The following is a 13,056-nucleotide window of genomic DNA, read 5'->3' as shown; positions in this document are numbered from 1 at the left end:
CGGCGCCCGCCTTCCGTCGTGTCCGGTCACCTGCGGAGCGGGGACCGCCCGATCGTGAGGTCCCGCATGAGGGCGGCTTCTTCGCGGTTCTCGGTGCGCCACATGCGGTACGGGCTGGCGGCGATGAGCTGCCGGTCCTCGGGGAAGCGGGCGCGGAGGGCGTCGGGGGCGCTGCGGCGGGCGAGGGTCGCGATGATCTGCGGAGAGGTGATGCTCGCGAGGATGCCCGCGTTCCAGCCCTTCGCGACGAGGAACGAGGTGGCGGCCTTGAGGTCGAGGGCGCCGTCGCGGGCGGTGGTGAGGAACGCGGGCATGAGGCGGAGGTTCGCGGGGTTGCCGCCGGGCCGCATGAGGCGCGAGCCGTTGAGGAACGCGTAGTGCATGGCGAGCTGGGTCAGGGTCGGCATGTGGGCGGGTTCGAGGCGGTTCTCGGTGAGCATCGCGTATTCGAGCTTCGCGGCGCCCAGGAGCAAGCCCACCGAGCGCTCGGTCTCCTCGCGGTCGGCGGTCCGGGTCCCGGTGGCGCGGTGGACGTCCAGGCAGACGGCGTCCACGGTCGCCTGGAGGAGCAGGGCGCGCACGAACATGATCTGCGCGGCGATCTTCCACTTGGCCGTGGACGCGCGGTCGTGGCGCTTGGCGGCGGGCAGGCCGTGCTCGCGGGTGAGGTGCTCCAGCTTCCCGACGCCCTGCGCGGCCGCGTCGAGCGCCCTGCGGCCCTGGCGGACCAGGGGCGTCAGGCGCTCGGGCGAGAGCCGCGCGGCGCCCAGGAACGGGTAGGACAGGTGGTATTCGAGGAGGCGCAGTTCGGTGCCGCCCGCGGCGAGCCACACCTGCTGGTCGGCCTCGGCGAAGGCGACGGCGTCCGCCTCGGCCGCGGTCCACGCGCCGCTCCACCGGTCGAGGTAGCCGCGGCTCGCGTCGAGCCAGACCTTCGCGGCCCCGTAGCGGTGGCGTTTGGATTCGAGGAGGGCCTGGACGCGCAGGAGCGCGCCGGTGAACGGGCCGTTGTCGGCCAGCGCCAGAGCGCCGAGGGAGCCGGTGAAGTCCGCGGGGAACGGTATCCCGGCGTTCGTCATGTGGACGGCGAGGTAGTTGAGAGTGCCGAAGACGCCCTTGACGTCGCGCGGGTGGAGCGCGCCGCGGGCGGCGAGGCGGGCGAGGGTCCCGGCGAGGTCGGCCTTCTCGGCGCCGAACTCGCGGGAGCGGACGAGGGCGGCGACGGTGTCGTGCAGGGACTCGTGGTCGAGGAGCCACGCGGGGGCCTCGTCGGAGCCGGAGGCGCGGTAGACGGCGAGGCGGTCGCGGAACTCGTCGGCAGTGCGCCGGTCGCGCAGGGCGGGATTGAGGGGGGCGGGGTTCGGGAGCGCGGCGGCCGGGGCGGCGGTCGCGGACTGGTTGACCTTGCGGGCCTTGACGAGCACTTCCCGGTAGGGGGCGTAGCCGGGGGGCGGGGCGACGGCGTCGAGGAGGGATTCGGTGAGGATCTGGTCGACGAGGTGGTCGTGGACCTCGCCGAGGCCGCCGGACCGCAGGAGGTCGTCGCAGGAGCGTTCGAGGAGTGCGGCGAGGCGGTGCTTGTAGGCGGGGTCCGGCTGGTCGGTGACGGCCGCGTCGCGGCGGCGCTGCGCCTCGTCCTGGTGGAGGTCGACGCCGACGGGCTCGATCCACAGGGGGTGGTACCAGAGCCATTCGCGGGCGAGCGGGTACCCGGCGAGGCCCTCGCCGTCGGCGGGCGCGAGGCCGAGGACGCGCAGGCCGGTCTCGGCGCGGGCGCGGGGGCGCCAGCCGGGGAGGTCGCGGTCCAGGATGTCGGCGGTCCGCTGGTAGACGGCTTTCTTGAAGGCGCGGAAGACCATCGAGACGGGCCGCGGTTCGCGTTCCGCGAGTCCCGCGGTGAACGCGGTGACGCGGTCGCTGGAGTCGGCGTATCCGCGCAGGCCGATCCGGCGGGCGCGCAGGTGGGCCTCGAAGCCGCGGCAGAGCGCGGCGCGCCAGGCGTCATCGGCGACGAGGCGCGCGATGCGGGCCGCGAACGGGTGGGCGGCGGGCGTGCGGGCGAAGTCGTCGCCGGTGGGGACCTCGCACGGCCAGGGGGAGTCCGGTGCGGGGGTCACGGCCGCCGCCGGCGGCGCTGCTCGGCGGCGTCCCTCAGGCGCCGCATGGAGACGATCGCGGAGCGGATCTCCTGGAGGTACTGGCCGATGATCGTCGCGTCGGGGTGGAGGCTCGTCCCGGCGAGGTCGACGCCGACGGTGTCGATCTCGCACTGGTAGGGCAGGCCCATGGTGGCGACGGCGTCGCAGTGCTGGAAGGGCACGAAGATCGAGGAGGTGACGACCAGGACGCGGTCCCCCGGTTCGAGGACGGCGACTCGGTCGGCCCAGAAGCGGCACGTGTCGACGGTGTTCGCGCGGGTCGCGGCCGGGTCGGAGGCGTCGGCGGCGACCACGTGCGCCGCGCGGCCCTCGGTGCGCGGCGAGAGGCCCTCGACGGCGCTGTAGGTGCGGATCTTCCAGGAGTGGTTGGGGTCGGTGTAGGGGTCGCCCTTGGCCTGCTCGTAGGGGGTGCCGCGCAGGGTGAACGCGCGGACCATCGCGGCCTCCATGGCGTCCACTTCGAAGTCGAGGCCGTCGGCGGGCTGGACGGGGGCGGCGGCGCGCTCGCCGTCGTCGGTCGGGCGGAAGCTGCCGAGCCCGGAGACCTCGGGGGCCTCGACGAGGTTGCGGAGGAGTTCGGCGGCGAACTCGGCGCGGGCGGTGCAGGTGCGCATCTTGCCGCCGAGGATGAGGACGTGCCGGTACTCGTCGTGGGAGGGGTAGGTGGTGGCGCCGAGGCCGAGGGCGTAGGCCGCGGCCTGGACGAGGCGGGCGGTGCCGGGCTCGAAGTCGCGGTGCTCGGCCTGGCTGCGCTCGCGCCCGCCCCGGAAGTCCCAGTGCGCGGCGGAGAAGTCCTCCAGGTAGCGGAGGGCGTCGGCGTGGCCGCCGGAGGGGAGCGCGCCGCCGAACTCCGCGACGAGATCGCGGACGGGGAGGGAATGCGACCATTCGCCGATGTGGTCGAGAATGGACTGCGGGTCGCGGGAGTCCATGCGGGTGAGGCGATATGCGGGGTAGTCGAACATTTCCACCGGATTCTCCATTCCTCGGGCCGTGCGAGCGCCTGAGGAAATGATCATGGAATCGATATCGAGTTGGACCCCGTATGGGAAATGGTACGGGGCGGCGCCGTTCGGCGCCGCCCCGTTCAGTCTCGCGTGCTGCTCAGCGCAGGAGGTCGTCGGGCATGAGGGACACCGGCGGGGCGCCCATGGTGACGACGACGTCGCCTTCGGAGGCGAGGGCGCGCACCGCGGCGGGCACGTCGTCCCACTCGGGGACGAAGACCTTGTCGTCGGCGTGGAGGGCGATCGCGTCGAGGAGCGCCTGTCCCCCTTCGCCTTCGGGAATGTCCTCGCCGGGGCCGAAGATCTCCATGACCACGACGCGGTCGGCGAGGGAGAGCGCGGCGGCGATCTCCTCGCGCATGGCGATGGTGCGGTAGGCGCGGTACGGCTGGAAGACCACGATGAGGCGGCCGTCCCCGGCGACCTCCTTGAGGGTCTTCACGGCCTCGGTCATCGCGGTCGGGTGGTAGGCGTACTCGTCGAAGACCGCGTAGCCGTCCTTCTCCCCGCGCTTCTCGAAGCGGCGCTTGACGCCGCCGAACGCGGCGATCCCGGCGGCGATGTCCTCCGGTTCGAGGCCCAGGTACAGGCCGACGGCGACCGCGGCGGTCGAGTTGAGGGCGATGTGCCTGCCGGGCATCGGCAGGTGGAAGCGGCCGAGGACCTGCTGCTCGTGGAGCACCGTGTAGTCCACACCATCCACACTGGACTCGACGTCGCCGAGCTGCACGTCCGCGCCGTCGCTGAACCCGTAGGTGGCGACGGTGCGGCCCTCGGCGCGGAGCTTCTTCGCGAGGCCGAGCGTGCCGGGGTTGTCGGCGCACAGGACGAGCAGGCCGTCCTTGTCGGTGTTGCGGCAGAACCGCTCGAACGCCTCGGTCAGGGACTCCATGTCCCCGTAGGTGTTCAGGTGGTCCACGTCGATGTTGGTGACGATCCCGACCTCGGGCCGGTAGCGCAGGAACGAGCGGTCCGACTCGTCCGCCTCGGCCACGAACAGGTCGCCGGAGCCGTGGGCGCCGGTGAACGCGCCGATGTTCTCGCCGCCGTTGACGTACGACGGCGCGAGCCCGGCGTGCTCCAGCATCTGCGTGATGATCGCGGTGGTCGTGGTCTTGCCGTGGGTGCCGGTGACGACGATCGAGCGGCGCCCGGTCATGGCCGCGGCGAGGGCCTCGGAGCGGTGGTAGACGCGGATGCCGCGCCTGCGGGCCTCGGCGACTTCGAGGTGCTCGTCGTTGTGCGCCGTGGAGCGCACCACCGTGTCGACCCCGTCGAGGTTGGACGCGGTGTGCTCGCGGTGGATCGTGACGCCCAGGCGCTCCAGCTCGGGCAGCGAGGGCCAGTCCTTGAGCTCCGAGCCGGAGACGGGGAGTCCGCGGGTCGCGTACAGGCGGGTGAGGCCGTTCATGCCGACCCCGCCGACCCCGATGAAGAGCACCCGCCCGAGGTCCTCGGCGGTGACGCCCTCGTCGATCGGGCTGGTCAGGTCGTTGGGATCGCTCATGCCTGCGAGACCACCTTCAGCGTGTAGTTGCGGAGCGCCTCGTCGCCGGTGCGGGACCCGAAGGCCGCCGCGGCCTGCGACATCTGGAGGACGCGGTTCCGGTCGGTGATGACCGGGATGAGGTGCTCGGCGATCCACCCGGGGCTGAGGTTCTCGTCGTCGCAGAACATCGCGCCGCCCGCGGCCACGACCGGCCCGGCGTTGCGGTACTGCTCCTTGTTGCCCCACGGCATGGGGACGAACACCGTGGGGATGCCGAGCGCGGAGACCTCCGCGACGGTCATCGAGCCGCCGCGCGCGAGGACCATGTCCGCGGCGGCGTACCCGAGGTCCATGCGGTCGAGGTACGGGAGCGTCCGGTACGGCACGGGCAGGCCCTCGGGGACGTGGACGGGCTCGTCGCGGCGGGCGCCGGTGATGTGGAGGACCTGGACGCCGCGGTGCGAGAGCATCTGCGCCGCACCGGAGACCGCGTTGTTGATCGAGGCCGCGCCCTGCGAGCCGCCGTACACGAACAGCACGGGGCGCCGCGGGTCGAGCCCGAAGTACTGGCACGCCTGGGCGCGCAGCGCGTTGCGGTCCAGGTGGCTGATGGCCGGGCGCAGCGGGACGCCGGTGAACTCGCCGTCGGCGAGGATCGGCGAGGCCTGCGCGAGGTGCGGGAAGCCGAGCGCGAGGTTGTCGCTGAACTTCAGCGCCATCTTGTTGGCGACCCCGGGCGGGTCGTTGAACTCGAAGATCACCATCGGGGTCTTGCGGCGCCACGCGGCGAGGTACGCGGGGACCGCGACGTACCCGCCGAAGCCCACGACGACGTCGGCCTGGACCTCGTCGAGGATGTCGCGGGTGGCCTTCATGGCCTTGAGCATCCGGGGCGCGGTCAGGAGCAGGTCGAGGTTGACCTTGCGCGGCAGCTGGTGCGCCGGGACGTTGCGGAGGTCGTACCCGGCCTTGGGGATGAGGTCGTTCTCCAGGCCCTTCTCGGTGCCGAGGCAGGTGACGCGCACGTGGGGGTCGTGGCGGCGCAGGCAGTCGGCGTAGGCCAGGAGCGGGTAGATGTGGCCGCCGGTGCCGCCGCCGGCGAGGACGACCGATCGAAGCTGTGCCAACGTCATTTCTTTCTGGTCGTAGGACTCTTCTTGGTGGTCTCCGAGTCGGATTCGGAGCGGGGTGCGGGCGGCAGGGGGGCCCAGAGCAAGCGTACGAGACGGGAGGGGTTGCGCGCCCGCAGCGCCTGCGCCGCGTCGGGTTCGGCACGCGCGAACCCGGCGAGCATCCCGACCGCCGCGAGCACGACGACGAGCGCGGTGCCGCCGTCGGAGATGAACGGCAGCGGCACGCCGGTCATGGGGATGAGGCCGAGCACGCCGCCGATGTTGATGAACGCCTGGCCCGCGATCCAGATCGTCACGCCCGCGGCCACGAGGGACCGGAACGCGTCGTCGGAGCGGCGCGCGATCCGGAAGCCCGTGTACACGAGCACGCCGAACAGCGCCAGGATCACCAGGCAGCCGACCACGCCGAGCTCCTCGGCGATGAGCGCGAAGATGAAGTCGTTGTGGCCGTTGGGCAGCCACTCCCACTTCTGGCGGCTCTCGCCCAGGCCCAGGCCGAACCAGCCGCCGTCGGCGATCGCGTAGTAGCCCTGGATGGCCTGGTAGCCCCAGGTGTCGGCGAAGTCCTCGGGGCGCGAGAACGAGATGATCCGCTCCATGCGGTACCCCTCGAACGCGATGAGGAGGACCGAGCCGACCAGGGCCGTCCCGAACAGGACCCCGAGGATGCGCAGCGGCACGCCCGAGGCCCACAGGAGCCCGATGAACATCGCGACGATGATGAGCATCGTCCCCAGGTCGGCGTAGCCGATGATGATCATGAGCAGGCCCGCGATGGGGAACATGGGGATCGCGAGGTCCCGCCACGAGGCGATGCGCGGGCCCAGGCGCACCAGCGAGTCCGCGGCCCACAGCAGGAGCGCGAACTTCGCGACCTCCGCGGGCTGGAACTGCACGGGCCCGATGTGGATCCACAGGTTGTCGGTGGCGATCCCCGAGTCGTCGTTCTTCCCCTGCGTCATGGACATGACGACCAGGAACAGACCGAGGAGGATCGCGACGACCAGGAGCGGGCGCGAGAGGGCCCGGTAGGTGCGGGCCGGGAGGCGCTGGGCCACCCAGAAGCACACCAGGCCCACGACGGCCCAGATGACCTGCTGGAGGATGACGGCGAACGCGTTGCCGGTGGCCTCGTAGGACTCGACCATGGTGGCGGAGAAGACCATCACCAGGCCGATGGTGAGCAGCAGGCCCGCGGAGGAGAGCAGCAGGTAGTACGAGGCGAGCGGCCGGTCGAGGAGGCCGCGGAGCATCTCGGTGAACCCGCTTCTCACCCGGCGTCGCCCCCGATCAGCCCCCGGACGGCGGCGGCGAACGCGTCGCCGCGGTGGGCGTAGGAGCGGAACATGTCGTAGGAGGCCGCGGCCGGGGCCAGCAGCACGGTGTCCCCGGGCTGCGCGAAGCCCGCGGCGCGGGCGGCGACGTCGGTCATCACCGCATCGTCGCCGCCGTCGAGCACCGCGACGGGGACCCCGGGGGCGTGTCGCGCGAGCGCGTCGGCGATCAGCGCCCGGTCCTGTCCGATGAGGACCGCGGCGCGGAGCTTCGGCGCGTACTCGGCGACGAGCCCGTCCACGTCAACGCCCTTGAGCTGGCCCCCCGCGACCCACACGACCGAGTCGTACGCGGCGAGCGCGGCGGCGGCGGCGTGCGGGTTGGTGGCCTTGGAGTCGTCCACCCAGGTGATCCCGCCGTGCTCGGCGAACGCGACGTTCCGGTGCGGCTCGGGCGTGTACGTGCGGATCGCCTCGGCGATGTCGGCGTGCGAGACCCCGGCCCGCCGCGCGAGCGCGGCGGCGGCGAGGGCGTTGGCGACGTTGTGCCACCCGGCGGGGCGCACGTGGTCGACCGAGCAGATCTGGACCGGCTCGTCCCCGGTGTTGTCCACGAGGAAGCCGAGGGCGACGCCGAACTGGCCGGGCTCGGGCTGGTTGAGCGTGAACCCGGTGACGTGCGCGTCGGTGTGCTTGGAGAGGGCGACCACGGCCGGGTCGTCGAGGTTCGCGACGGCCTCGCCGCCGCGCCAGACCGCCGACTTGGCCTCGGCGTAGGCGTCGAAGCCGCCGTGCCAGTCGAGGTGGTCGGGCGCGAGGTTGAGCACGGCCCCGGCGGTCGGCGCGAGGCGCGTCGACCAGTGGAGCTGGTAGCTGGAGAGCTCCACGGCGATAACGTCGTAGGGGCCGTTGGCGGCGTGGACGAGCGGCACGCCGATGTTGCCGAGGGCCGCGGTGCGCAGCCCCCCGGCTTCGAGCATCGCGGCGAGCATCGTCGTGGTCGTGGTCTTGCCGTTGGTGCCGGTCACGGCGAGCCAGCGGGCGGCCCCGGGTTCGCGCAGGCGCCAGGCGAGCTCGGGCTCGGAGAACGCCTCGATCCCTGCGTCCCGGGCGGCGAGCGCGACCGGGTGGTGCGGCGGGAAGCCGGGCGACAGGACGACCTGCTCGACGCCTTCGAGCAGGGCCGGGTCGAACTCGCCGGTGGCGGTGCGCGCGCCGCGGGCGGCGAGCGCGCGGAGGCGCTCGGAGTCGTCCTTGTCGTAGACGGTGACGGCCGCGCCGCGGTCGAGGAGGACCTCGGCGCAGGCGGCGCCCGCGACGCGGGCGCCGGCCACGAGGCTGCGTTTCTGAACGACGCTGCTGGCTGTGTCCGCCACCGGCTACCCCGCTATCCGCAGGAAGTCGGCGAAGAAGAAGCCGAGGGCGATGGCGACGCCGATGCCCGCGATGATCCAGAAGCGGACCACGATGTTGACCTCGGACCAGCCGGCCAGCTCGAAGTGGTGCTGCAACGGGGCCATGCGGAAGACGCGGCGGCCGGTGAGCTTGAACGAGGTGTACTGGATGATCGAGGAGCAGGTGATGATGACGAACAGGGCGCCGATGATCGGCAGCAGCAGGATCGTCTTGGAGGTCAGGGCGAGTCCGGCGAGGAGGCCGCCCAGGCCCAGCGCGCCCGAGTCGCCCATGAAGATCTGCGCGGGCGAGGTGTTCCACCACAGGAAGCCGAACATGGCCCCGGCGGCGGCCCCGGCGACCAGCGCGATCTCCAGGGGGTCGCGGACGTCGTAGCAGAGGTTCGCGGCGGGCTGCGCGCCGCCGCACCAGTGGCGGTACTCCCAGAAGCCGATGATCATGTACGCCAGGAAGGCCATCATGGAGGCGCCGGTGGCGAGGCCGTCGAGGCCGTCGGTGAGGTTGACGCCGTTGGCGGTGGCGTTGACCAGGAAGATGATGACGATGACCATGCCGATCTTGGTCACGTTGAGCCACTCGACCTCCCGCGTGAAGGAGAGGTAGGGGGTCGCGACGGTCTCGGAGATCTCGTCGGTGTGGATCGAGCCGGTGTAGTAGACGGCGACGAGGCCGAAGACCGCGGCGGCGATGGAGAGGCCGAGGATCTTCATCCGGCCGGAGATGCCGCCGGAGTGCTTCTTGCGGATCTTGATCCAGTCGTCGATGAAGCCGACGAAGCCGCACGCGACGAACAGTCCGATGAGGACGATGCCGGTGGCGGTGAACCCGGTCGGGCGGTTGAAGGTGACGCCGTTGACCTGCTCGGGCAGGGCCATGAGGACGAGGTGGCCCGCGACGTAGGCGAGCACGGTCGTGAAGATGAAGACGACGCCGCCCATGGCGGGCGTGCCGGCCTTGGCGAGGTGGGTCTGGGGGCCGTCGGAGCGGATGGGCTGTCCGGCCTTGAGGCGGCGGAACAGCTTGGCGGCGAGGGGTGTCAGCGCCATGGTGAGCGCGAACGCCACGAACGCGGCGACGATGACTGCTCTCACTGGTCGGTTTCCTCCTTGGCGCGCAAGTGGTCGGCGACGTCCCAGGTCCGGTATCGGGAGCCTTTCACCAGGACGGCGTCGCCGGGGCGCAGCCGGTTATCGAGCAGCGCGATGGCCGCGGCTTGATCGGGGACATGGGTGGCGGTGACGCCGTCGGCACCGTCCAAGATGGGTTGTGTGCCCTCGCCTACGGCGATGACCTCGTCGATTCCCGCGTCGCGGGCCTGCTCGCCGAGGCGCCGGTGGCACTCCTCTTCGAGCGCTTCGAGGTCGGCCATGAGTCCGAGGACCGCGATGCGGCGGCCCTTGGTGGGCAGGAGTCCGAGGGCGCGGACGGCCGCGCCCATCGAGGCGGGGTTGGCGTTGTAGGAGTCGTCGATGACGACGGTGCCGTCGGGGCGGGTGAAGACGTCCATGCGGCGCTCGGAGAGCCGCCCGGACTCGGCGAGCCCCGCGGCGATCTCGTCCGGGCTCGCGCCGAGCCTCCACATGACCCCGGCGGCGGCCAGGGCGTTGTAGACGTGGTGGTCGCCCCACAGCTGCAACCGGACGCGGGCGGAGCCGGCGGGGGTGACGAGGGTGAACGAGTGGCGGCCGTCGCCGGGGTCGACGTCCTCGGCGCGGATCTCGGCGGGCTCGCGGATCCCGAAGCGCCATGAGGTGGCGGCCGAGAGGGCCTCCATGTCGGCGACGCGCGGGTCATCGGCGTTGACGAACAGCGTGCCGTCGGCGCCGAGCGCCTGCGGCAGTTCGGACTTGGCCTTCGCGGTGGTCTCGATGGACCCGAAGCCGTCGAGGTGGGAGATACCCACGTTGAGGACCACGCCGATCGAGGGCGGGGCGATCTCGCACAACTGCGTGATGTGCCCGAGGCCGCGGGCGGCGAGTTCGAGGACCAGGTACTCGGTCTCGGGGGTGGTGCGGCACACCGTGTACGGGTGGCCGAGCTCGTTGTTGAAGTTCGCCTCGGTCGCGACGGTGGGGCCGAGGCGGGCGCAGAGCTGGCCGATGAGGTCCTTCGTGGAGGTCTTGCCGTTGGAGCCGGTGACGCCGACGACCCGGGCCTTCGCGTTCGCCGCGACGTGCTTGGCGAGGCGGGTGAGCGCCTCGATCGCGTCGTCCACGTAGACCGCGGGGGTGTCGACCGGGCGGGTCGCGATGGTGGCGACGGCGCCTTGCGCGTGGGCCTTGACGGCGAAGTCGTGGCCGTCGGCCTTCGCGCCGGGGATGGCCAGGAACAGGCCGCCGGGCCCGGCCTTGCGCGAGTCGAACTCGACGTCGCCGGTGACCAGGGTCGCCGGGTCGGCCGTCTCGCTGAGCGTGCCGCCGGTGACGGCGGCGACCTGGGCCAGGCTCATGGGGATCACGCGGCGGACTCCTCCTGTTGTGCGTTCTGGTGTGGAGCTGGTTCAGCCTTCGTCCGCGGCGGGCGCGACCCATCCCGCGTCGCGGAGGGCGCGGGCCAGGAGGACGCGGTCGTCGCTGGCGACGGGCCCGTCGGCGGTCTCGGTGTACGTCTCGTGGCCCTTGCCGAGCAGGGCGATGGCGTCGCCGGGAGCGGCCAGTGCCGCGGCCTCCCGGACGGCGGGTTCCCGTCCCGGAATATTACGGCAGGGCACGCCCTGGACGGCGGCGGCCACCTCGTCCCTGATGCGCGCGGGGTCCTCGGTGCGCGGGTTGTCGTCGGTGACGATGACCAGGTCGGCGGCGGCCGCGGCGGCCGCGCCCATGAGGGGGCGCTTGGAGCGGTCGCGGTCGCCCCCGGCCCCGAGGATCGCGATGACCTTCCCTGGGGTGGACTCGCGGAGCGCTTCGAGGACCGCGGTGATCGCCTCGGGCTTGTGCGCGTAGTCCACGACGCCGCGCACGGGCGCGGTCCCGGAGACCAGCTCCATGCGGCCGGGCACGCCGGTGCAGGAGGCGACGCCCGCGAGCGCGGCGTCGGTGTCGAGGCCGACGGCTTCGAGGAGCGCGACGGCGAGCACGGCGTTGGCGACGTTGTGGCGGCCGGGCATGTTGACGCGGCCCTCGCCCTTGCCGAAGGGGCCGCTGAGGTGGAACGTCTGGGTGAAGCCGTCCCCGGCGAGGTCGTGCGCGTAGTAGTCGGCGGTGGGGTCGCGGAAGGAGAAGGTGCGGTTGAGGCCGTCGGCGAGGGTCGCGACGCGGGCGTCGTCGGCGTTGAGGACCTCGGTCTCGGCGCGGCCGTCGAAGAGGCGGGCCTTGGCGGCGAAGTAGTCGTCGAGGTCGGAGTGGAAGTCGAGGTGGTCGGTGCCGAACATGGTGAACCCGGCGGCCTTGAAGCGGCAGCCTTCGACGCGGCCGAGGACGAGGGCGTGGCTGGAGACCTCCATGACGACGTCGGTGACGCCGCGTTCGAGGGCGGTCGCCAGGAGCGCCTGGAGCTCGGGGGCCTCGGGGGTGGTGCGCTCGGACTCGACGCGGTCCCCGGCGATGCGGGTCTCGACGGTGCCGATGATGCCGGTGGTGCGCCCGGCGTGCGCGAGGGCGGCCTCCACGAGGTAGGCGGTGGAGGTCTTGCCGTTGGTGCCGGTGATGCCGATGAGGTTGAGGCGCTCGGAGGGGCGGCCCCAGACGCGGGCGGCGACCTCGCCGGTGAGGGTGCGCGGGTCGTCGGCGACGAGCACGGGGAGGAGGCCGCCGGCGAGTTCGGCGCCGCGGGCGTCGGTGAGGACGGCGAGGGCGCCGCGCTCGGCGGCCTGCGCGGTGAACTCGGCGCCGTGGCGGTTGGCGCCGGGGAGGGCCGCGAAGAGGTCGCCGGGCCGGACGGCGCCGGCGGCGAGGCTCACTCCGGTGAGGGCGAGGTCCAGGTCCCGGGCCTCGGGCAGGAGGTCGGCGAGTCCGTCCACTCGGTAGGGGACGGTCGAACGGGGACGTGGAAAGCTCGGCACGGCCTGACCCTACACCGGCACGGACGGTCGGCAGGCCGTACACCGGCCGGGGCACCGGAACGGGGCCGTCAGTGGTCGGGGCGGTGGACCGGGTTGCGGTCGTGCTCGTCGAGGTTGTCGGACCAGGTCCCCAGGAGCTTGTCGAGCTCGGCGGACTGGTCGCAGTTGAGGTCGTCGAGGAACAGCTCGCGGACGAGGGAGAGGATGCAGGGCGCGGCCTGCTCCAGGCGCTCCAGTCCGGCGGGGGTGAGCTTGACCCAGGTGCCGCGGTTGTCGCTGTCGCACTTGTGGCGCTCGACCAGGCCCATCTCGGAGAGCTTGTTCACCTGGTACGTGACGGCGCTCTTGGCGGTGACGATGGTGTCGGCGAGGTCGCTCATGCGCATGGCGTGCTCGTCGCCGTCGGCGAGGCGCACGAGGATCTCGTACTGGGTGTGGGTGATGCCGTGGTTGCCCTGGAGGCGCCGGTCGATCTGGTGCTCCAGGCGGTGCGTGACCTGGAGGAACCGGGTCCAGACGGCGTTCACGTCGGGTCGGAGCCAGCGGCTCTCGAAATCGCCCGCGCCCATCCCGTTCCT

The 13,056-nt window shown here is 72.4% G+C and carries 10 protein-coding genes; all 10 read right to left on the bottom strand.

All coding sequences use genetic code 11. The features are described from left to right. Positions 1–26: 26 nt before the first annotated feature. Positions 27–2,117: a hypothetical protein gene (locus ACFFXY_RS07105; RefSeq protein WP_382347667.1), complete on the bottom strand. Its 2,091-nt coding sequence runs from the start codon at positions 2,115–2,117 to the stop codon at positions 27–29. Further along, a complete protein-coding gene (locus ACFFXY_RS07100) occupies positions 2,114–3,124 on the bottom strand; it encodes a hypothetical protein (protein ID WP_382350543.1) in 1,011 nt (336 codons plus the stop codon). The genes ACFFXY_RS07105 and ACFFXY_RS07100 overlap by 4 nt, the downstream gene beginning before the upstream one ends. 139 nt (positions 3,125–3,263) lie before the next feature. After that, positions 3,264–4,673, bottom strand: coding sequence for a UDP-N-acetylmuramate--L-alanine ligase (gene murC / locus ACFFXY_RS07095; protein WP_382347665.1), 1,410 nt, complete (start codon positions 4,671–4,673; stop codon positions 3,264–3,266). Next, positions 4,670–5,782: a UDP-N-acetylglucosamine--N-acetylmuramyl-(pentapeptide) pyrophosphoryl-undecaprenol N-acetylglucosamine transferase gene (locus ACFFXY_RS07090; protein ID WP_382347663.1), complete on the bottom strand. Its 1,113-nt coding sequence runs from the start codon at positions 5,780–5,782 to the stop codon at positions 4,670–4,672. Before ACFFXY_RS07090 ends, murC begins: the two co-directional genes overlap by 4 nt. A gap of 2 nt (positions 5,783–5,784) precedes the next feature. Further along, positions 5,785–7,041 (bottom strand): putative lipid II flippase FtsW, encoded by a 1,257-nt coding sequence (gene ftsW / locus ACFFXY_RS07085; RefSeq protein ID WP_417398521.1) that lies wholly within the window; start codon positions 7,039–7,041, stop codon positions 5,785–5,787. Between the two features lie 17 nt (positions 7,042–7,058). After that, positions 7,059–8,396, bottom strand: a complete 1,338-nt coding sequence (gene murD / locus ACFFXY_RS07080) for a UDP-N-acetylmuramoyl-L-alanine--D-glutamate ligase (RefSeq protein ID WP_382347658.1) — start codon at positions 8,394–8,396, stop codon at positions 7,059–7,061. Between the two features lie 45 nt (positions 8,397–8,441). Next, entirely contained in the window at positions 8,442–9,569 is a 1,128-nt protein-coding gene (gene mraY, locus ACFFXY_RS07075) for a phospho-N-acetylmuramoyl-pentapeptide-transferase (RefSeq protein WP_382347654.1), read from the bottom strand. Beyond that, positions 9,566–10,936 (bottom strand): UDP-N-acetylmuramoyl-tripeptide--D-alanyl-D-alanine ligase, encoded by a 1,371-nt coding sequence (locus ACFFXY_RS07070; protein ID WP_382347651.1) that lies wholly within the window; start codon positions 10,934–10,936, stop codon positions 9,566–9,568. The genes mraY and ACFFXY_RS07070 overlap by 4 nt, the downstream gene beginning before the upstream one ends. A 42-nt stretch (positions 10,937–10,978) precedes the next feature. Then, positions 10,979–12,478, bottom strand: a complete 1,500-nt coding sequence (locus tag ACFFXY_RS07065; RefSeq protein ID WP_446685445.1) for a UDP-N-acetylmuramoyl-L-alanyl-D-glutamate--2,6-diaminopimelate ligase — start codon at positions 12,476–12,478, stop codon at positions 10,979–10,981. 68 nt (positions 12,479–12,546) lie between these two features. Then, on the bottom strand, positions 12,547–13,047 hold the full coding sequence (locus ACFFXY_RS07060) for a MarR family winged helix-turn-helix transcriptional regulator (protein ID WP_382347645.1): 501 nt from the start codon (positions 13,045–13,047) through the stop codon (positions 12,547–12,549). Between the last annotated feature and the right edge of the window lie 9 nt (positions 13,048–13,056).

Origin of the sequence: Glycomyces mayteni (assembly GCF_042428885.1) — a bacterium.
Classification (GTDB): domain Bacteria; phylum Actinomycetota; class Actinomycetes; order Mycobacteriales; family Micromonosporaceae; genus Glycomyces; species Glycomyces mayteni.
This window is presented reverse-complemented; position numbering and strand designations above follow the sequence as displayed.

Bases quoted from the DNA above. Each gene is read 5' to 3' on its own strand.
- ACFFXY_RS07100 (WP_382350543.1), bottom strand. From the start codon at position 3,124: ATGTTCGACTACCCCGCATATCGCCTCACCCGCATGGACTCCCGCGAC.
- ftsW (WP_417398521.1), bottom strand. From the start codon at position 7,041: ATGCTCCGCGGCCTCCTCGACCGGCCGCTCGCCTCGTACTACCTGCTG.
- ACFFXY_RS07060 (WP_382347645.1), bottom strand. From the start codon at position 13,047: ATGGGCGCGGGCGATTTCGAGAGCCGCTGGCTCCGACCCGACGTGAAC.
- murC (WP_382347665.1), bottom strand. From the start codon at position 4,673: ATGAGCGATCCCAACGACCTGACCAGCCCGATCGACGAGGGCGTCACC.